The sequence below is a fragment of the Mycobacterium sp. 29Ha genome (genome assembly GCF_032883055.1).
GTDB lineage: Bacteria > Actinomycetota > Actinomycetes > Mycobacteriales > Mycobacteriaceae > Mycobacterium > Mycobacterium gallinarum.
The window spans coordinates 1-19756 of the sequence record NZ_JAMQTI010000038.1; the positions used below are offsets into that span (position 1 = coordinate 1).

At 60.8% G+C, this 19756-nt stretch carries 19 protein-coding genes and 1 pseudogene; all 20 read right to left on the minus strand.

Translation table 11 applies throughout. The annotated features are described in order from the left end of the window. Positions 1–216: pseudogene (locus M1248_RS30945) on the minus strand (hypothetical protein); the annotation flags it as partial. Between the two features lie 2 nt (positions 217–218). Then, positions 219–1535, minus strand: coding sequence for an aromatic ring-hydroxylating oxygenase subunit alpha (locus M1248_RS30950; protein WP_163724501.1), 1317 nt, complete (start codon positions 1533–1535; stop codon positions 219–221). Further along, positions 1535–2434, minus strand: coding sequence for an alpha/beta fold hydrolase (locus M1248_RS30955; protein WP_317150679.1), 900 nt, complete (start codon positions 2432–2434; stop codon positions 1535–1537). Before M1248_RS30955 ends, M1248_RS30950 begins: the two co-directional genes overlap by 1 nt. A 501-nt stretch (positions 2435–2935) precedes the next feature. After that, complete coding sequence (locus tag M1248_RS30960; protein ID WP_014211485.1) at positions 2936–3454, minus strand: MarR family winged helix-turn-helix transcriptional regulator; 519 nt, start codon at positions 3452–3454, stop codon at positions 2936–2938. A 150-nt stretch (positions 3455–3604) separates the two neighbouring features. After that, positions 3605–4498, minus strand: a complete 894-nt coding sequence (locus M1248_RS30965; RefSeq protein WP_317150680.1) for an NAD(P)-dependent oxidoreductase — start codon at positions 4496–4498, stop codon at positions 3605–3607. A gap of 86 nt (positions 4499–4584) precedes the next feature. Beyond that, positions 4585–5028 carry a cupin domain-containing protein gene (locus M1248_RS30970; RefSeq protein WP_014211483.1) on the minus strand — a complete coding sequence of 148 codons (444 nt, stop codon included), beginning with the start codon at positions 5026–5028 and terminating at the stop codon, positions 4585–4587. Positions 5029–5128: 100 nt separating this feature from the next. Beyond that, complete coding sequence (locus M1248_RS30975) at positions 5129–5686, minus strand: 3-phenylpropionate/cinnamic acid dioxygenase subunit beta (RefSeq protein ID WP_014211482.1); 558 nt, start codon at positions 5684–5686, stop codon at positions 5129–5131. Further along, on the minus strand, positions 5683–7098 hold the full coding sequence (locus M1248_RS30980) for an aromatic ring-hydroxylating oxygenase subunit alpha (RefSeq protein ID WP_014211481.1): 1416 nt from the start codon (positions 7096–7098) through the stop codon (positions 5683–5685). The genes M1248_RS30975 and M1248_RS30980 overlap by 4 nt, the downstream gene beginning before the upstream one ends. Positions 7099–7317: 219 nt before the next feature. Then, complete coding sequence (locus M1248_RS30985; protein WP_083129073.1) at positions 7318–7515, minus strand: ferredoxin; 198 nt, start codon at positions 7513–7515, stop codon at positions 7318–7320. Next, positions 7512–8588 (minus strand): MaoC family dehydratase N-terminal domain-containing protein, encoded by a 1077-nt coding sequence (locus M1248_RS30990; RefSeq protein WP_014211479.1) that lies wholly within the window; start codon positions 8586–8588, stop codon positions 7512–7514. Before M1248_RS30990 ends, M1248_RS30985 begins: the two co-directional genes overlap by 4 nt. Next, entirely contained in the window at positions 8575–9024 is a 450-nt protein-coding gene (locus M1248_RS30995) for a Zn-ribbon domain-containing OB-fold protein (protein ID WP_317150690.1), read from the minus strand. Before M1248_RS30995 ends, M1248_RS30990 begins: the two co-directional genes overlap by 14 nt. A 45-nt stretch (positions 9025–9069) precedes the next feature. Further along, positions 9070–10236 carry a thiolase C-terminal domain-containing protein gene (locus M1248_RS31000; RefSeq protein WP_317150681.1) on the minus strand — a complete coding sequence of 389 codons (1167 nt, stop codon included), beginning with the start codon at positions 10234–10236 and terminating at the stop codon, positions 9070–9072. Beyond that, positions 10233–11486 (minus strand): CoA transferase, encoded by a 1254-nt coding sequence (locus M1248_RS31005; RefSeq protein WP_317150682.1) that lies wholly within the window; start codon positions 11484–11486, stop codon positions 10233–10235. Before M1248_RS31005 ends, M1248_RS31000 begins: the two co-directional genes overlap by 4 nt. 51 nt (positions 11487–11537) lie before the next feature. After that, positions 11538–12569 (minus strand): 2,3-butanediol dehydrogenase, encoded by a 1032-nt coding sequence (locus M1248_RS31010; RefSeq protein WP_163724484.1) that lies wholly within the window; start codon positions 12567–12569, stop codon positions 11538–11540. Between the two features lie 109 nt (positions 12570–12678). Next, positions 12679–13221 carry an aromatic-ring-hydroxylating dioxygenase subunit beta gene (locus M1248_RS31015; protein WP_083129068.1) on the minus strand — a complete coding sequence of 181 codons (543 nt, stop codon included), beginning with the start codon at positions 13219–13221 and terminating at the stop codon, positions 12679–12681. Next, the gene (locus tag M1248_RS31020; protein ID WP_014211473.1) at positions 13218–14600 is read right to left on the minus strand and encodes a Rieske 2Fe-2S domain-containing protein; all 1383 of its coding nucleotides are present in this window, start codon (positions 14598–14600) and stop codon (positions 13218–13220) included. Before M1248_RS31020 ends, M1248_RS31015 begins: the two co-directional genes overlap by 4 nt. Positions 14601–14903: 303 nt before the next feature. Then, complete coding sequence (locus M1248_RS31025; RefSeq protein ID WP_317150683.1) at positions 14904–15347, minus strand: MarR family winged helix-turn-helix transcriptional regulator; 444 nt, start codon at positions 15345–15347, stop codon at positions 14904–14906. Further along, positions 15337–16797, minus strand: a complete 1461-nt coding sequence (locus M1248_RS31030; RefSeq protein ID WP_317150684.1) for an MFS transporter — start codon at positions 16795–16797, stop codon at positions 15337–15339. Before M1248_RS31030 ends, M1248_RS31025 begins: the two co-directional genes overlap by 11 nt. Before the next feature lie 196 nt (positions 16798–16993). After that, positions 16994–18427 (minus strand): aldehyde dehydrogenase family protein, encoded by a 1434-nt coding sequence (locus tag M1248_RS31035; protein WP_317150685.1) that lies wholly within the window; start codon positions 18425–18427, stop codon positions 16994–16996. 166 nt (positions 18428–18593) lie between these two features. Then, entirely contained in the window at positions 18594–19718 is a 1125-nt protein-coding gene (locus M1248_RS31040) for an epoxide hydrolase family protein (RefSeq protein ID WP_165799856.1), read from the minus strand. Positions 19719–19756: the final 38 nt, after the last annotated feature.

A 19756-nucleotide genomic window follows, 5' to 3' on the forward strand; every position in this document is an offset into this window, starting at 1 on the left:
GTACAACTCGTAGTAGTCCCATCTCGGACTTACACAGAATTCGTGACAGGCTCGCGGATGCGTGCTGGACTCTGGGAATGGCATCGTGTATCTGACATCCGGTGCCAATAAGCGCAGCCACTCGTCCAGCCGCCCATCGTCGAGAAGCATGGTCTCCCGGGCATAGAATTCATGTATTCGCAGCCGCAGTTCCACGTCCAACTGGCTGGTCTCCATGGCTACGCCGGCTCCGTCATGATTTGGTGCCAATGCCGGTAGAACTCACGCTGGTAGGTTTCGCTGACCTGTGGCCTGACATTGCCAGGTAACTCCGCGATCAGCGACTCCACCGGTTCGACGTCCTCGCCAAGTGAGTAGTTGAACGGCACCTCCCGGGCGATTCCCGTCTCAAGGGCGTCGGACAATCGTTCGAAGTTTTCGTGATCATCGGGCGTCACGAGGCCGGCCGCCGACTGCCGCTGGCTCAAGACGAAGACCATGCGTTCCTTGGCCGACCGGGGCGCAGAGCTTTCCACCAAACACCACTCCCAAACCTCGGTCAACCGCGGTCCCCGAGGCTGCCACATGATGAAACCCCGGCCATAGAAGGCCGTGCCCATGCCAATCATGCTGAAGTTCGGGAAGATATTGGCCACATGAAAGCTGTAGGGCTGCACGGAGTATGCCGCCAACCGCTCGTCTTGCAGACGCTGCCGCTCGGTTAGCCAGTGGACCGCTTCGGCACCGAGCGTCTCGGCTTGGGCGAGATCGTCTTGATAAAAATTCTTGCCGACTGCCAGCTGTAGCAACCCATGGGGTGCGCCGCCATCGAGAACCACGCTGTAGTGCTGACCCTCGTCAATCGAGAAGTCAATGCGGGCAGTCCGCCCCGCTTTCGACAGTGCGGCGACCGATCCATGAGTGGCCGCAAAATGGTACTGGTCGCCGCCGAAGTTCTCGGCCAACAACTTCCAGTTGACGGGCATGAGATAGCGGTGCAGGCCGGGAACGACCTGCAGGCCGTTGGGGTCGCTGTCGAGTAGGAAGTTGTCGAGGTACCACAGAAGGCCCTCACCCAGATATTCGGTCAGCGGCGGCGCCGAGTGATCCCAGCACGCGAAGATAAGTCCTTTGTAGGTAGCCACCCGCGGCGAAACCAGACCCATACTGGACTTGTCGAACTGCGGTCCATAGGCGCTTTCGGCCAGCGGAACACCGCGCAACTGCCCGGCGGTGTCGTAACTCCAGCCGTGGTAGCTACAGCGAAAGATGTTGGCATTGCCCTTGTCGAACTGACAGACTTTATTGCCCCGGTGCCGACACTTGTTCAGCAGCACACGAACACCGGATTCCTTATCCCGGCACACGATCACCGCATCGTCGCCCATATAGGTCGTGCGGAAGTCACCGGGCCTGGGGATCATGGACTCATGGCCGACGAATAGCCACGAACGCTTGAAGATGACTTCGAGTTCCCGCTGGTACACCGCCTCGTCGTAGAAGGCCGAGGAGTCGACGAGCCCCGCCGAGCCTGTTATGGAAGAGATTGTCTCCATCAACCTTGCCCTCGGGATGCGCGATCACCGTTGAGGTAGTCGGTGATGATCTGGTTGAACTCCTCCGGCCGTTCCCATTGCGGCCAATGGCCACAGTCCTCCATCAATGCGAATTCGGCATCGGGAATCAGCTCGGCTGCGCGCCGGCCGAAATCCACAGTCGCCGAGGGATTGTGACTCGTCCACAGAACTAGCGTGGGCGTGCTCAAGCTAGCCAGCCGCTCAGCCGTGAGATTGTCATGCGCAGTGGCCGCTGATGGCGGCGCCGTCGCATTGGTCATCGCCGACCGCGATTCTTCGGTCTCGTAGAGCGCCCACCGCAGCGCCACAAGTTCATCGGTCAGATCGCGGTCAGGCTGGTGGAAAAGCCAGGCCATTCTCTCCCGTACATTCGCCGGACTGGGGTCAGCCAGGAATTGCTGGGTGAGTCGGGCAAGCTCTGCGCGCCCGGCAGCGGTGCGAGCCTCGGCATCGGCGCCGACCTGCAGTGTCAACCGCGCGCCGCACACGTAGATCAACCGGTCGACACGGTCGCGATGTTCCAGCGCCGTCCACGCTGCGATCCAACCTCCCAACGACTCGCCCAACAAGTGGGCTCGATCGATACCTTCCTGGTCCATGTATCCGAGAAGGTGACTGACATAGTCCTTTCGCCCCGGGGCGACATCGCAAGGACCGGTGAGACCGTGACCCAACAGATCCAGCGCATGCACCCGGAAATGACGCGACAGCGTCGACACGTTGCGTGCGAAGGCTTCGGCGTGACCACCTCCCCCGTGCAAGAGAATCAGGTCCGGACCTTCGCCCGCCTGAATTGTCCTAGTTCGGATGCCATCGACATACACGAAGCGTGTCTCCGCCCCAAGCAAGCTCACACAAATCGAAGTGTCTTTGAGCAACCTCGGACGTCCTCTCAGCAAGTTCGGTAACAACGTTTTACCACAGCTTCCGAATATCTGCAAGATAGAAATTTAGGCTTCTGTGTAAATGGGCTTGTCAGAGAAGCCGGCGCAGCGGTGCGGCTTCGCTGCGGTCGTGCCGCGGTCGTGTCAACAATTCCCCTGTGTCACAATGTCATTCGACACGTTGCGACCAACGCTGAACGCCACACTGGAACTCCCACGTGACACGTAGGAGGACGCAACCTAGCCGCCGAGCGAATCTTCTTCTCGGGAGTGCTCATTACCTGAGTGCAGCCGATCTGACGGGCCATTTCGAGCCGTAGGTATGCGAGGCGAGGACTGCCAAGCGGGCGTCAGAGCGCGCTCCGAAACTCCATAGCTAAGTACCGAGGTAGTTGTGAAGGCGCTCAACGTTGTAGAAGTCGTAGCATCGCCCGGTCAGTTCGAGGATGGGGCCCAATCCATATCGGCGGTCACAATCTTTTATCCGGCTACCGATCAGGAGGTGCGCTGGCCGGTCGGATAACTCTCCAAGCAATCTATGAGTTCGTTCAGTCGTGCGAGGAGCTGCTGCCTGTGTCGCGGGTTGATACCGGCAAAGAGTCCCTCGAGGAAGTCGTAATGACCGGGCAGAAACTCGGTCATGAACTGATCCCCCTTCTTCGAAATCGCGACCACTACCGAGCGCCGATCGCGGGGATTCATCTTGCGCGTGACCAACCCAGCCTTGGTCAGGCTGTCCACCACGCTCGTCAGGCTGGCTTGGCGTACAGAAATCGAATCGGCCAGTGCGCCCATCGTAATCGGCCCGTCGGCCCGCTTGAGGACGGTGAGAACATTGAATTGGCTCATCGAAAGGTCAACAGGCGCAAGCTCATCGACGGCTACCCGGCCGAACGCCGTCACGGCACGGTAGAGCGCAAGCGGGAGCGCCAATGACGAAGGATCGTGATCGGGTCCCGCTTCGCGGGTCTTGGCCGCGACCTGTTGGGCCATCGTCAACTTCTCGGTAGTCATGACGTCCCTCGCAACGTTGATCAGCGGTTTGGCACATCTCCGGCGTATTGATCATGATCATACCGGCAAACGGCCAGTGGTCTTTCTATACGTTCGCCGATATTCGGCGATTTGCAATTCAGCTAGCTATACAGCGTGAGCGCCTTTATGTCACGGCGTGGAGGTCGACTTCGGAGGCATCGACCGGATTCGTTTAAGAAGTTTTGTGCTCTCGGGGTAGGCACGGTCGCGAAACTCCGAGGCCGCAACGCTTTGGAAGAAGTCGACGACGACCGCAAGCGTTCTACTGCGGATACCGGCGTTCGTCGCCATTCTCTCCACCAGCGCGGAGTCTTTTTCGATGGTGCTAGCGGGTGCGCGGCTACGAACGAACTCAGTGTCGTGACGGAAATACGCTGCCGCCGTAGCGAGACCCGAGTCCCCCCCGCTGCACTCCGCGATCGCTTCGGCAACCTCGCTGGCCTTCAACCCCATCGCCTCAGCAATTAAAAGCGCTTCCGCAGAGGCGAGGTACCAACTGTACTTGACATGCTGGTTGAGGAGCTTGGTGGCGTAGCCCGCACCTCGTTGGCCGCAGTACACCAAGGTGCGGGCCACGGCGGCAAGGACATCGGCATCAGGGCCGAGCACCCCGCGCGGCCCTCCGACCAGAACGGTCAGGTCCGGCGCCTTTCGGCTAACGGGGCAATCGACGAAGCGCCTCCCAACCGCGTCGTAGGCCTGCCCGATGACCGCTGCAACCTCGGGGTTACACGTCGACATATCCAGCAGGGCGGCCCCTTCGGGAAGGCCGGCCAGCACACCTCGCTCCGACCCGAGCGCGACCTCCAGCACCTGAGTCGGCCCCGGCAGGACCGTCAAAACGACGTCACATGCGCCGGCCAGCTCACGCGCGTCCCCAGCTGACTGGGCGCCTAGCTCTACAACTGGGCGTAACACGTCGGGCCGAATGTCGAAACAAACTACCGAATGGTCCGTCGCGAGAAGTGACGCTGCCAGGGCGGAGCCCATACCGCCCAAACCGATCACGCCGACCCGCCTCATGACACCGACCCCCGAATGTCGGGTTGTAAACCGACTACCGACACAGTCGGCAAATGGCAACTGCGGCCCGATGATTCAACCGACGGCTATCCCAGCGCAGGATCGGCGAATTTGACATTGTTTCGCTTGGCCGCCTCAATAAGGGCCTTCACGTCGCCGGGGCCGTTCGAGGTTTCATCCACATCTGAGAAGAAATCCAGCGCGCCCCCCGGGAAAGACGAGGTCGTAAGCCACCGGGCGCCCTCAGAGAGAACGCGATAGGCGTGCACGACGCCAGCCGGCACCCGAATCGCCTCACCCACCTGCAGGGTCGTTTCTTCGCCGCCGCGGCTCACCCACAGTTCGCCCTCGAGCACCACATAGCTTTCATCCCAAGGGTGTTGGTGCGGTGGAGGTCCAGATGATTGCGGAGCGCGCACATCGAACATCTGATACCCGTCGCCGACGAGAAGCGGGCGCATTTCCTCTGTCATCACTCGCAGGGCGGTCACATCATCGGCACGCCGCTTCGGTTGGAGCGAAGTAGACATTCCAGCTGCCCCCTCGTTGGTCGCGCACCATTGCATAATGTTTAGAGAACAATATATTTTTGCGTACTGAAGGTCAAGAGTTCAAGGATAGAGTCCCGCTTCATAAGATGATCGAGAGGTTCTTGGCGAGCAACACCGATTGATCGAGGAGTAGCCGGCGACGGCACAGTTGCCAGTCACCAGCGACACGGCGCAACCGGTCCTTACGCCGACCGACGAGCAGATCAGTCTCATCGGCGACCCGGTTTCGATACACCAGGAACCGGCAACTCACATCGACTTCCGCGCCGTCGATCCCCTCGATGCGCACGTTGGTGACCAGGTGTGACACTCGCGAGACGGGTTCTTCGGCCCAGTGCAGTCCTGTCATCAGCTGCTTCACCCGCAAAGCGACGGTCTCCTTCGTCTCGTCGAACCAGCAGATGTCGTTACCTTCCTGAGTCTGCTCCAGCTCCGCGAGGTCGTCGTAGGCGACGTTCGCCCGCAGTGGAACGGAGTACTCGTAGTCGTCGGTGAGCAGACCAAGCCACTCGGAGTAACGCCTTTCGTCGAGCAGGTCGGCTTCCCGATTGAGGAAATCGGCGATTTCGGCCTGGAGCAGCAACTTCTCGACCGCATCCTGCCTCGTGGCAATTTCATCGCCCGTCGCTCGGCTCACGACTGTGCGGCTCTCTCGTCGGATTTGGCGAGCTCGGTCAGTTGAGGCCACGAGAGGTTGTCAATGAACTCGGCCCATCGCCGGTAAAAGGCGCGTGCATTCACCTCTCCGGCGATGGGCTGGTGGGAATGAACAGCCTTGTCGAGCGCACTGGGAGTTTCCTTACCCAGTCCCTGCTGATAGTTGTAGGGATAGCGTCGGGCTATCACGCCCTGGCTGGCCTGCGTCGCGTAATTCCAGTTCTCCATATCGTCTTGCTCCGTCATCCCTCCGGGACCGGAGTAGCGCATGTAATAACGTCGCAGCCAATCACGTACATAATCGGGTGCGCTCTTGTCGATGAGGTACCAGCGCCACACCTCGGTTTCGGTCGGGCTGATCGGGTGTGACACCAGAATCGTCCTCGGAAAACCGGCGGAAAACGACATGTTGGGGAACATCGTCGCTGGTCCACGACCACCGAGCTGTCTGCCCTGCGCCTCCAACCGCTCTTTACGGAGTGCCCAGGCCTGGGAGAAGTACTCACTCAAGGCCGGTTCTTCGGCGAACTCAGGATAGGCGATCTCATACGCCAGGTTGTCCGACGCACCGTGACCCGTACGAAACGACGTCTTCACTCGGCCTTTCGAAAAACCACCCTGATCCTGTCGTTCACCGTGGCGCCGCGAATTCCTGCCGCCCGGGCCAATACCCACCTGCTCAACCGAGGCATGAGTCGTCGCCCCGTGATAGGTATCGCCGAGAAAATTCTCTGAAACGAACTTCCAATTCGACCTGATGCGCCACTTCTGCACTCCGCGGAACACCTCCGTAGCGCCCTCGGTGCCATCGAAAGCATCGGCCAGGTTGTCCAGCCAATAATGAAAGTCACCGACATACTCGTCGAAGTCCGGGGCAGCGGGATCCCAGCACGCGAAGATCAGGCCCTTGTAATTGTGGACCTTGGCAGCGCTGACAAGCCCCCAACTCGCTTTGTCAAGGTCATTACCGTAGGCCATGCTCTGCTGCGGCACACCGTGCAAATCTCCTGGAGTGGACACCAGCGAACCGTCCATCGAGTACGACCAGCCGTGGTAAGGGCAGGTGAACTGAAGCGCACGGCCCTCGTCATAGCGACACACCGCCATACCCCGATGTCGACACGAGTTCAGCAGGACATTCACGCCACCCTGCGCGTCACGGGTCAACAGCACCGGATCCGAACCCATCCTCGACGAGAAGAACTGACCCGGCGCAGACACCTGCGAGGCATGACCCACAAACAACCAGGTCCGCGGAAACAAACACTCCAGCTCAAGGTTGAAAATCGAAGCATCGACGAAGATTTCCCGACTGATCTCCCCGCGATCGACATCGACGAGACTACGAGCGGTCCGATCCGCACCGCCTGAAGTACTCATTTCTAACGTCATCGGTACCTTTCCTTTGCTGTAATGCCCGAGCCACCCGTAGACAGCCGTAAATCAGATCGCCACAAACCGTCACCCCGTCTGCCAAGTGTCGATCTCACGTCGTACCTCGCAGGTAAACCAAAGTCGGTTGAGCGGCAAGCACATTCGGGAAACGACTCGTCTCCACCATGTATTGACGCATTGACCCCCTGGTATTTGCGCCGTTCACGGCCGTCTCGCTCACGCCGTTTCGAGACGTAGAGCCGAGACGGGGCAACTGCGAATTGCTGTGACGATCCGTGCCTCATCGCTCTCGGCTACCGTGTCATCAAGAATGACAACGGTTCCCGCATCACCGATGTCAAAGATGTCGGCCGCTGCGACGACACAGTTCGCGTAACCCTGGCAGACTTCCTCGTCCGCCTTGATGACACTCAAGGGAACCCTCCTTCTCCTACAGAACTCTGATTAGCATTGCTTTTCCCATCGAGCGTGATGGTTGCAATCCCTTGCACCGCTTGCCGATCCCCAGCGAAGACGCCGAATTGGAGATCAACGGCTTCTGCGCCCGCCTGCGCATGCTTGCCGGTCACAGTCCATCGCGCCTGCACCACATCGCCCGGGTGAATCGAGGCACTCATCTTGAATGGACCGAGGTGCACCAACCTGCCGCCAAGGCCCATCCAGCGACGAAGCCCGGTCTCGAAAAGGGTTTCCAGGCCACGAGTATTGAAGATGATGTCCGGCAGCCCCGCGGCATGCGCGGCCGCGGCGCTGTGGTGTATCCCGGAAAACATGCGATCCGCGGCAATGTTCATCACAATGCGTTGGTAGGTCAGGGCCAAAGCCGGTCCGCGCACTTCAGCACCGACCTCAACGTCGTCGAACTCAAGTGGCGTGGTCCAATCGACACGGATATCGGTATCTTGCACTTGAAGTGGGCGGGGACCTCGGTCGCCCTGCTGGGTGCGTGCGGAAGTGCCGGGCTCATGCCGAGGCGTGGAGGCGTCGTAGTTGAAGACGGTATTTCGGTTGAGCGCGACAAGTTCTCCAGAATCCTTCAAGTACTCTGATTCGTATTGCAGGAAGATTCCGGTACCGACCCGGGTTCGCTTCTGCTCTACCGAGATTATCGTCGTAGTCCCATGCAGCCTGTCCCCGAGGTATAGCGGTGTGTGGTACTGCCACTCGCTACTGACGTTGACCGATCGGCTGAACGGCAGAGCCAACGTGTCGGTGATATTCCCTGTCATTTCCTGCCCGTCGGCCAGATAAGGACTGGGCTGGCCGGGTGCCCAATACGGCGGTAGTCCCCACAGCGGAGTCATTGTCACCGGAGCCACGACGCCGAGGTAGCCGTGTGACTTCGCTGCCGCCTCGTCGTCATGCAGCGGGCAGGAAAAGGTGAAAACCTCTAATTTGCGGCGGATATCATTTTGCGTCACCGAGTCGGCGCCGCGGAAGCGGATCTTCTCACCGACACGATCGCGTAACTCGTCAGCGGCGGTCATTGCCCCGCGCTTCCGCAGTGGACAGCCGAAATGCCGGTAGCACAACATTATCGGCGACGTGCACGTAGACAACCTCGACGGCCGCATCCGCCAGCGTCGCTGTCCGGTCGGCAACTTCGTCCACTATCCGTGCCACCATCCGCACACCCTCATCCATTTCGACGACGGCACACACGAACGGGACGTCCTCGTCGAAACCGGGATGCAGCGCGCGGTGAATAACCGTGAAGCTGAATACCACTCCCCTACCCGACGACCTCTGCCAAGACCATGCGTTACTGCCGCACCCGACGCACGCCAGGCGAGGAACATGACGCCAACGACCGCAGCTTGAGCATCGCTGAAACGACAGCTCTTGACGTCGGCAATGGCCGTAGAACTCCGCCGTGAGACCTTCCAGGGATGGCAGTGGCGGTGTTGCGACATCCGCTCCCATTCGTGTCACACCGGGCCTCTCGTGAACCCGCCGGTCACGACGCTGTCACCGACGCAATATGGCGAGAGCACCTGAACCCCATCCGCCGCCCATACCGGTCACTACCGCCAACTCCGCATTGTGGACCTGCCGCTCCGCTAAGCCCCCGCGCAGCTGCCGCACCGCCTCGACCAGATTGTTCATCCCCTGCACGTGCGCTTCGGACAGCAAACCGCCGTTGAGATTCGTCGGCAACGAGCCGTCGGCGGCGATATGCCCGTCGAGCACGAAATCCGCTGCTTCGCCGGCCTTACAGAACCCGGTCGCTTCGATCTGACGCAACACGTTGATCGTGAAACTATCGTAAACCTCAAACAGATCGATATCAGACGGGGCGACACCAGCGTCGGCAAATGCGCGCGGCGCCGCCTCGGCAAGCCCGATCTCCAACGGGTCTGCCCTGTTGGCGAATTCATCGACGGGAAATGGGCGCCCTTCCGCCACACTCATCACAAACACCGGCCGGTGCGGACCGTCCGCCGCACTATCGGCCCCTGATACCACCACTGCAGCTGCCCCGTCGGTTTCCAAACTGCAATCGAACAAACGAAACGGCGTACTGATCGGTGGAGAGTCGAGATATTCCTTCATCGTCAACTCACGGCCGCACATCACCGCATTCGAGTTGAGCTGCGCGTTAGCGCGAAACGCAACTGCCACGGCCCCCAACGCTTCAGGCGGCACGTCGTACTTCCGGACGTATCGGTCGGCCACGAGCGCATACTGGTGCACAGCCGACACCGCGCCCTGTGGGGCGTAATAGTCCCGAACAACCTTGCCTATCGCCATCTCCGCGCTCGACGCCATCCCGCGAGCACGCGGACCGGAGTACCCACACCAGCCCGCGGCAATGAGGACACTACGCGCGACGCCCGACCACACCGCCATCGCCGCAGTGGCCAGACCCGCCACACTTGCCGCCCCTCCGGTATGGGATGTCACCGCGTAACGAAGTTGTGTCAGGCCGAGATTCGCTACGAAGTCTTCGGCCGTGCCACCGTTAATGGGGCAGATGATTCCATCAATCTCACGAGGCGACATCCCGGCATCCGCAATCGCGGCACGGGCTGCTTCAAGTTGCAGGCCAAGGTCTGTTGCCGACTCAGTACCACCACGACGGTAGACCGTATGACCAACGCCGACGATGCAGGCCTTGTCGCGCAGCGCAGTCAATGCCCGGGAACCTCTCCGTCGACGTCGACCGCCCCGACGACACCCCTAGATACCAGGGCCTCGTACTGCGAGTCGGCCAAGCCGAGCCACTCAGTCAGCACCGTTTTGCCGTGGATCCCGAGACGGGGCCCGGTGCTGCGTATGGATCCGGGAAAGTTCGTCAGCCTCGGCACCACCCCGGTGACACGGACCGGACCCAATTCCTGATCAGCGACCTCGACGAGGCTCTGGCGAGCCGCGAACGTGGGACTTGAGAACATCTCTGCCGGCGTGAATATGCGCGCAGCAACGACGCCCGCACTCGCGCAGGCCTTTTCGACAATATCGGAGTTGTTTTCGGCGAACCACTTCCGAACCATCTCGCCGAGCTCTTCGCGGTGCAACATCTGCAGCTCCTGAGTCGCGTACCTCGGATCGTTGCGCAGAGTCGTGCCGCCCAACAGGTCGAGAAGGCTCTGCACTGACCGCACGGTGCCGGTCGCCACGGTGTACCACACCCCATCGCAACTGAGATAAGTATCTGACACCGGTGACGGGCTGACCTGGAACTGGTTGCCCTGACGCTCGGCAACAAAGTTCAACTGGTCGTAGAGGATGACCTGCCAGTCGATGCCACGAAACAGTGATTCGTAGAGAGCCAGATCGATACATTCCCCATCGAAGCGAGTCCCGATCACTTCACGTTTGAACAGTGCTCCGGCAACAGCGAATGCACCCATGATTCCTGTCGTCACATCGCCCAGGGAGAAACCGAAATGTGTCGGTGGTCGGTCAGGGTGGCCGGTGATGTGTACCGCTCCGCTCATCGCCTCCCCGACCCGTCCGTATCCCGGCTTCGCACTCTCCGGGCCGATCTGGCCATACCCAGAAATCCGCAACATGATCAGCCGCGGGTTGGCTGCGTGCAGTTCCTCCCATCCCAGTCCCCAACGCTCGAGCGTTCCCGGACGGAAGTTTTCGATCACCACGTCTGCGCGTTCGACCATTTTGCGCACCAGCGCTTGCCCCTCGGGGAGGCGCAGATCGATAGCCACGCTTGACTTGTTCCGGGCCGCGGACTTCCACCAAAGGTGCACTCCGTCCTTCGTGGGACCGGACCCGCGCAACATGTCGCCCGAGCCGGGGTCTTCGATCTTGATGACCTGTGCTCCGAAGTCGCCGATCAACGACGCAGCGAAAGGCGCCGCGATCACGTGCCCCAGCTCGAGGACCGTGAGACCGTCGAAAAGGCTCTCCATATTCGCGGACACTTAACTCCTTTGGTGCGGCGGCGTGATATCCACTGCGGGTAGCGATCGCAGCTATGCCGATGGGTCGATCAGTATTTTTATGTGTGCATCGCGGTTGATGCGCAATTCCTCGAAACCCTGACTGACCACGGCGTCCAACGGGATCTCATCGGTGATCAGTTCACTTAGGCTGAGGGCCCCAACAGAAAGTAAGGTGAGAATTGCCGGAACCTGACTTTGGGCTTCGTAACAAAACGAGAAGCCGATATTAGCTTCGCGCATGATGCTTCGATTGATGTCGATACCAGCCGCGGCCTCCCATATCGCCACGACCATCAATCGACCGCGGGGGCGGAGAACGCTCAACGCCGCGTCAAGCGCGGGTTGTACGCCCGCGGCGTCGAAGGAGACATCGACGCCGTTTCCGTGTGTCAACGTCTGAACCACCTCGACTGGATCCTCGACCAGAGGATCGATTACGCGAGTAGCCCCGACCCGGTGGGCGGCGACGCGGCGCGATGCCGAAACCTCACTGACGATGATCTGAGTCGCACCTTGAGCAAGGCAGAACTGCACAAGGGCAAGGCCGATCGCGCCGGCACCGGCGATGAAGACGGTCTCACCCGCTGCCAGCCGGCTACGGCGAACAGCGTGGTACGCCGACGCGATCGGTTCGACGACGGCAGCCTCGACGAGACTGATGTCATCCGGGATGCGAAACAACGCCTTCGCCGACACCGATGCGTAGCGGGCAAGTGCCCCATTGAGAGCGAAGCCGATGAAACCGACTGTCCCGCAGAGTGCTTCAGCGCCCTGTTTGCAGGAGCCGCATTCACCGCAGCCGAAAACGCCGACGCCGCAAACCCGGTCACCTTCGGTGAACTCGTGCACGTCGGGCCCGACGCCGACCACCGTCCCGGAATATTCGTGCCCCATGACGACCCCTGGTGCAGCATGCATCGGACCGGCGATGTACTCGTGCAGGTCTGTGCCGCAGATCCCCGCTCGGGCCACCTCGATGACCACTTCTCCCGCACGTGGACTCGGATCGGGAAGTTCTTCGATCCGCACGTCTTCGCGACCGTGATAAACAGCTGCGCGCACCTACCGGCCTACCTTCAGGACGGACCCGGATTCTTTCGGCAGCAACGACTTTCGTTGGCCGGAGTCTCGGCGGAGGTGCCGCCAGGTTGATGTCAAGCTCACCGGCACCTTAGATCCAGAATGACAGGTTGTGCGTGGGCAACGTGGTGTGATCCAGCAGGATCTCGCGCTGGACCAGTTTCCAACCCCCCTCGTCGCGACGAATAATGTCTCGGCGCTCGGCAGAGACTGTCTCCGCCTTGGCCTCGTCCGCGCGCGTGCGCACCAGCAATGCATTCGAGGTGACTCGGTACCGACCGTCGCCGTCACCAGACCTGACCCTGACGTTGGTTATGAAGTGCCGGATCCGCGAGGGAGGATCCTCAGCCCAATCCGACGACGTTCGGTGCCGCTGAATACGCATCTTCAGGCTCGTGTAGTTATCGTTCAAATGCATGGAGCGCTCAGAAAACCCCCGTCCCCCTGCTCTTCGAAGCGTCTGACGGACGCGCGCGAAATAGTGCACATCCGGTGCCAGCAATCCCAGCCACTCCTCGAACTCATCGCGATCCAACAGATCAGCCTCGTCGAAAAGGAAGTCTTCGATTTCCTCACGCACCTCCCGCGAAACCCTCGCAGCTTGAGGTGGATCCTGCGGCAGCGTTGTCGTCATACGTTCTCATCCCTTCTCGGGGTGGCCAGATAGTCGAAGTACTGCTTCCAGTACTCGCGCTGATTTTGTTCGGCGTAGCCACTGGCCAACGGTCGTCCCGGACCCAGCCACGTTGGATCAGGGGCCAAGTTGTCCAGTCCCATCTCCACGTTCAACTCCACACCACCAGCCAACTCGCCGCGGGTTCCCTTGGTAATAGCCTGGAATATCTCGGCGTCATCCTGCTCGAAGACGCCCCCAACCCCGAACGTCCGAACATAAGTCTCAAACGATTGCTGCTTGAATTCTTCGGGCGCATTGCGCTCCACGAAGAACCACGACCACACCTCCATGCGCGCCGCGTCCAGAGGACGCCATTGCCGCAAGGTCAGAATGGGCACCGGCATAGACTCGCCGTCCTTGGCGATGAAGGCGTTCAAGAAGGACAAGTTCGGGAACACATTGCCATGAATGAACATTGTCCGTTTCAGCATCTCGCCATGGACGTCATCGCCGTAACCTTCGCTGAGACCGGAGACGATTTCCTCGGGATAGCCCATATACGGTGGTGCGGGTATGCCGGGGGGTGCGCCTAAAACGCCCGCCCCGTGCCCCCCCGATAGGCTGACGTGCGCCGGCGAAACGGCCACATTATCGGGCGGTAACAACCCCAACTCGCACATGGAGCGGTGCGTCATGACCGTGTGATAGCCGTCCCCAACAAAATTGTCAGCGCCTGTCTTCCAGTTCGCGTCAATCACCCAACGCTGCGGAGCCCCCCACACCTGAATGCCGGCCGCGCTCTTACTCATCATCAAGTCGAGATACCAGCGCATATCCCCGAGGTACTCATCCAGCCCTGGGGCCTCATCTGACACACACCCGAAAACGAGGCCCGCGTACGAGTCGAGCATCGGCAGAGCGCGCAACCCTAGCCGACTCTTGTCGAACGCAGCACCGTAGACGGCCTGCTGCGCAGGTATCGCGATGAGATCACCGTTGTTTCGATAGGTCCAACCGTGGTACGGGCACTGGAACGCCGACTCATTCCCCGCCTCGGTTCGGCAAAGCAGCGTGCCGCGGTGCCGGCACGAGTTCGACATCGCCCGAATCGTCATATCCTGCTGCCGCGCAACAATAATAGAGTTATCAGCGATGTAGCGGACAACATAATCGCCTGGATTAGGGATCTCGTCTTCGTGGCAGAGAAACTGCCATGTCCTGCCGAATACTCGCTTTAATTCAAGCTGGTAGAGCGCCGCATTAGCAATGAGAGACGCAGGGAGGCGGCCCTTCAGGATGGAGCCGCGCGCATTCTCTAATAGTCGCATTGTCGTCGCATCCGGCGCCATCGAATTCACCAGGCGCACCTTCCTGTCGATTCCTGCCTGCAGAAACATGAGCACTCACGTGAGCTACACCACTGCGAAGTTTACATAGGACAGCAACTGTTTGCAAGCTATTATTTAGGCTACCGTGGTACCTGCAGCGCTAGGTGGCATCCCTGCAGACCTACGTCGGGGCACGTCAGGATTAACTGGGTATTGCTGAATTTCATTTGGCCCCTGGAAACTCGGCGACGAAGAACACGCTAACTTCGAGGATGATCGGTGGGCTCGATGGCCGAAGTCCATCACCACCACGTAGGGGCGCGCCTAGTTCAAGCCGTCCATGCGCCGACTGGTGGACTGACAACGGTTCGTTCAGCGTTCACGCCGCGGTGTTTTGGCGGGAGCGCTGATTTTGGCTATCGCGACTCGCAGAGCCTTTAGCTCGTTACTATCAAGTGCGGCAAGCGCTTCGGGAGCCGGGTCGACGATCCCATGGATCGTGGCCACCATCGACCAGCCGCGGTCGGTCAGTGAAACCACTTTGCACCGCCGGTTGGTGGGAACAGTCTGACGCATGACTAGCCCGCGGTCCTCCAGATCGTTTACCGCCACCGTGGCCGCCGGGGCATCGATTGTCACGGCTTGCGCGACCTCTTTGACGGTCATCGAACCACGGGCCAGCCGGAGCAGGATTCGGATGCGACTGAATGGCAGGCCCGTTTGGTCGGCGGTCGCTCGCCTCCAGCTGTCGCGGTTGTCGGTGACCAGTGTGGTCATCACGCGCCAGACCTCGTCCGCTTCTGCATTATGCGACACCGGCAGCCTCCCGTCGCGGATCGGTTCCTGCGATCAGCGGCGCTAGGTGCTCAGCTGAGCGCAGCGCACGCTTCGACGTCGAGTAGACACCGAGCGCGATAATTAGCACACCAACTCCGGCGAACACCAGCCAAAGCGGCCGGGCGGAGACCGCGAAATCGACGTTGGTGTCGCCCAATGCCGTACCAGCGACCGAACCGCAAAGGGCCACACCGATTCCCACGCCCACCTGGCGGCTGGTGGACGTGATGGCCGCCGCCGCACCGGCACGGTCGATCGGCATACCGCTGACGGCCGCGTTGGTGATCGGTGCGTTCACCATCGAAGTACCGATGCCGAAGACCGCGAAGGCGACCAGCATCTGCCATTGCGGGGTAGCGTCGCTCAACTGCGCGAACATTAGAGTCGCGGCGGCAATCAACGCCCCGGCGATCATCAGCGACGGTCTGGCACCGAATCGCCCCACCAGCCGGCCAGACAGAGGTGAGAAAATGAGTGCGCCGACGGCGACGGGCAGAAACATCAGGCCCGTGTGCATCGCGGAGAGCCCCCGCTCCCCTTGCAAATACATCGACATCATGAATACGAACGCGCCCCATGCAGCGAATGCGCACACCGCGATGGCCGTCGCCGAAGCGAACGGGATGCTGCCGAAGAATCGCAGCTCGACGAACGGGTCGGGGCGGCGTGACTCGTAGCGCAGGAAAATCGCGAACGCAATGGCTGAGAGTCCGCATGTGACGACGACACGCGTGTCGGTCCAGCCCATTCCTGGCCCCTCGATGAGCACGAAAACCAGTCCGAACAGGAAGGCCATGCCCAGGCCCAAGCCGATCAAGTCGACGTCGCGCATGGTGACCGACTTGGATTCGGGAACGAAGACAGCGGTCAATAGTACGGCTACTGCGCAGATCGGCACGTTGACCCAGAACACTGCTCGCCAGTCGACGTACTCGATAAGTATTCCGCCCACGATCGGACCCAACGCCATCGAGATGCCTACGACGCCCCCCCATATGCCGATCACACGCGCGCGCTCCACTCTGCCGGTGAACACCTGCGTGACGATCGACAATCCAGCAGGGGTGAGCATCGAGCCGCCGATAGCTTGCAGGAAGCGGGCGCCGATCAGCGTTTCGACGTTGGGAGCCACGCTGCAGAGTAGGGAGGCCGATGCGAAGACCATCAACCCGATCTGCAATGTGCGCCGCCGGCCGAATCGGTCGGCCGTGGCACCCGACAGTAGCAACAGCGAGGCCACCATCAAGGTGTAAATGTCGACGAGCCATTGCATTTGCGAAGGCGACGCCGAAAACTCGGCGCGGATGCTCGGGATTGCAACGTTGACGATCGTCACGTCAGTCGACACAATCAGCACGCTCATGCAGCAGGACGCCAAGACGAAGGCCTTACGTCGGCGGCTCAGCTGTCCGACAGCACTTTCATTCACAGAACTACGACCCCTTCGCTGCGGTGTCCGGCGGTCACCGCTGCCCGACTTCGGTGCGGTGGACCTCGAACGCGTCGCGTCACATTGAAGCTTCGGTCACCTACTTATTAGGCTGGGAGGCGACTAGACGGTGCTCCGAATCCACTGCTACGCATTGACATTCGCCGATCCGTGTCCGACCGGGGATGGACGCGCCTTATTCCATGGTGACGGTTACCGCCTTGACTTGTGTGTACGACAGCAATTCCTCCGTAGATTCTTCCGATCCAACGCCTGATGACTTCCAGCCTCCGAATGGCAATCCCCAGTAGTGGCGTGCGCTGCCATTAATCCAGACGTAGCCGGCATCAAGTCCCGCAGCCATGCGGTGACCTTGGCTTAAGTCGTTGGTCCACACCGCGGCGGTCAATCCGAACTCGACGCTGTTGGCGACTTGAACAGCCTCGGCTTCGTCGCGAACGGTTAGCACCGAAAGAACGGGCCCGAAGATCTCGTCGCGGGCGACGGCGGCTTGTGGTGCCACGTCGGCCAATACGGTCGGTGCGACATACCAGCCTTTGGGCCCAACACCCTGCGCGCGTCCCCCACCGGTAAGCACGCTGGCGCCGGCCGCCCGTCCTGATTCGATGGCCTGCAGCGACTTTGAGTATTGCGCTTGGTCGATGACGGGTCCCATCTCTGTGCCGTCAACGAGCGGGTCGCCTACCTTGATGGCAGCGACTTGATCGACGACCAAATTAATAACCTCGTCAGCGATCGCTTCGTGCAGCAGCAGTCTGCTTGTTGATCCGCATGATTGGCCGGCTGTGGTGGTGAAGTTCATCCCTACGACGGCGCTTTTGGCAGCCGCCTCCAGGTCGGCGTTGGGCATGACGATCATGGGGTTCTTGCCGCCGAGTTCCAGCGTGACGTATTTGACGCCGTGCTCGGCGGCCAAGCGCTGGATATGGCGGCCCGTGCCCGGGGAGCCGATAAAGCCGATTCGCCGGACTAGTGGATGAGCGACCAACGCGGCGCCGGCAGTCGCCCCATGTCCGGTTACCACCCCAAATAGGCCTTCGGGCAGGACCTCCCTGGCGAGCTCGGCGAGCCGGATGGCCGACAACGGTGTCTGATCGGGAGCTTTGAGCACCACGGCGTTTCCCGCCATCAGCGGAGCGGCGATCTTGGCTCCTGCAAATAGGACAGGATGATTGAAGGGCACGATTCGAGCAACCACGCCGTACGGTTGCTGCAGCGTGTAGTGCAGGTTCGCCGAGAGAGGGATAGTCCGCCCGCCGAGGTTGAGCGCGCCGTCTGCCATCAGCTCCAACACGTCGGCCGCCCAAGTGACATCGTCGCGCATCGCAGGCAATGGAAAGCCGCCGTCAACGGCGTCGAGCAGCGCGAGTTCTTCGGAGTGATCGCGCATGAGTGTCGCCAAAGCCCGCAGCGCGGTGGCGCGCTGGCGAGGCGTCCGCAGCGCCCACTCGCGTTGAGCGGCATGTGCAGTTGTCACCACCCTGTCGACATCTTCGCCGCTGCAGTCGGGCACCTGGGTCAGCACGTTGCCGGTGCACGGGTCCTCGACGTCGTAGACGCTCTGGCTCTGCAAAGTCGCGGCACCTAGGGGTAGCGTCCACGTTCTCATGACTGCACTGCGTGCGTCGTCTACCACTCGTAGCCTCCTTGACAGTTGACACGTGCCCCTATGTTCGTACGTGTCCTCTTGCTAGCAGATCGGATCTCCGCAATGCAGAGAGTTTAGCTCATCGCAGGTGTGCTACCAAGGCTTCGTGGCCTGCCAACTGGCCGTATCACCGCACGGTTTCGAAGAATTCGCGGACGTCGTCGACAAAGAGACCCGGTTGTTCCAAAGCGGCGAAGTGCCCGCCGCGCGGCATGGTCGTCCAGTGGGTGATGTTGTAGATCGGTTCGCACCAACTTCGTGGTGAGCGCAGGACCTCCTTGGGAAAGGCAGCAATACCGGTGGGCAATTCCACACGAGTTGTCGCGTCCAGGGTCTTGAAGCTCTCCCAGTACAACCGGGCCGACGAGGAGCCACTGTTGGTAGCCCAGTAGATCATGACGTTGTCGAGGAGCTCATCGCGGCTGAGCACGTTCTCGGGATGCCCGTCGCAGTCCATCCACGCTGCGAATTTCTCGACGATCCACGCCATCTGGCCGACTGGCGAATCGGCCAGTCCGTAGCCTATGGTCTGTGGCCGGGTGGATTGCTGCTCGGAATAGCCTGTCCCCCAACGCTGATGAGCCGTCAGGGCGGCCAGGGCCAGCTGTTCTTCCTCGGTCGGATCGGCGATGCCGCCCGCGGGAGGGTAAGCGATCGGCATGTTCAGATGGATGGCGGCGCAGTGGCCGCGGTTGCGGCCCATTTGTGTGGTGATAGCTGCTCCCCAGTCGCCGCCTTGGGCACCGTAGCGCTCGTAGCCAAGTCGCAGCATGAGCGCCTCCCACGCCTGCGCGATTCTTTCAACACCCCACCCGGAGTGGGTGGGCTTGCCGGAGAAGCCGTAGCCGGGAAGCGCCGGGCAGACCACGTGGAAGGCGTCCTCGGCGCGTCCGCCGTGGGCAGTCGGATTGGTCAGTGGCTCAATCACGTTGCGGAACTCCACGATCGAGCCAGGCCAACCGTGGGTGATGACCAGCGGGAAAGCCTCTTCGTGCGGAGATCGCTGGTGAATGAAATGGATGTCCACGCCGTCGATTTCGACGATGAACTGATCGAATCGGTTGAGGGCGGCTTCACGGGACCGCCAGTCGTATACGTCGGCCCAATACGCGGTCAGGTCGCGGGTGTACCCGAGTGGGATGCCCTGGGTCCAGTCCTGTACACACTCGGCTTCGGGCCAACGGGTCCGCGACAGACGCGTTCGTAGATCATCGAGAACGTCATCAGCGACGTCGATGCAAAACGGTCTCACCGCCGGCAGACCACTCAAAATCCCACCTCCTCACACGC

Bases quoted from the DNA above. Each gene is read 5' to 3' on its own strand.
- M1248_RS30990 (WP_014211479.1), bottom strand. From the start codon at position 8,588: ATGACCGCCGCTGACGAGTTACGCGATCGTGTCGGTGAGAAGATCCGC.
- M1248_RS30960 (WP_014211485.1), bottom strand. From the start codon at position 3,454: ATGACTACCGAGAAGTTGACGATGGCCCAACAGGTCGCGGCCAAGACC.
- M1248_RS30965 (WP_317150680.1), bottom strand. From the start codon at position 4,498: ATGAGGCGGGTCGGCGTGATCGGTTTGGGCGGTATGGGCTCCGCCCTG.
- M1248_RS30970 (WP_014211483.1), bottom strand. From the start codon at position 5,028: ATGTCTACTTCGCTCCAACCGAAGCGGCGTGCCGATGATGTGACCGCC.
- M1248_RS30980 (WP_014211481.1), bottom strand. From the start codon at position 7,098: ATGACGTTAGAAATGAGTACTTCAGGCGGTGCGGATCGGACCGCTCGT.
- M1248_RS31035 (WP_317150685.1), bottom strand. From the start codon at position 18,427: ATGAGAACGTGGACGCTACCCCTAGGTGCCGCGACTTTGCAGAGCCAG.
- M1248_RS31020 (WP_014211473.1), bottom strand. From the start codon at position 14,600: ATGTTTCTGCAGGCAGGAATCGACAGGAAGGTGCGCCTGGTGAATTCG.
- M1248_RS31015 (WP_083129068.1), bottom strand. From the start codon at position 13,221: ATGACGACAACGCTGCCGCAGGATCCACCTCAAGCTGCGAGGGTTTCG.
- M1248_RS30995 (WP_317150690.1), bottom strand. From the start codon at position 9,024: ATGGGAGCGGATGTCGCAACACCGCCACTGCCATCCCTGGAAGGTCTC.
- M1248_RS30950 (WP_163724501.1), bottom strand. From the start codon at position 1,535: ATGGAGACAATCTCTTCCATAACAGGCTCGGCGGGGCTCGTCGACTCC.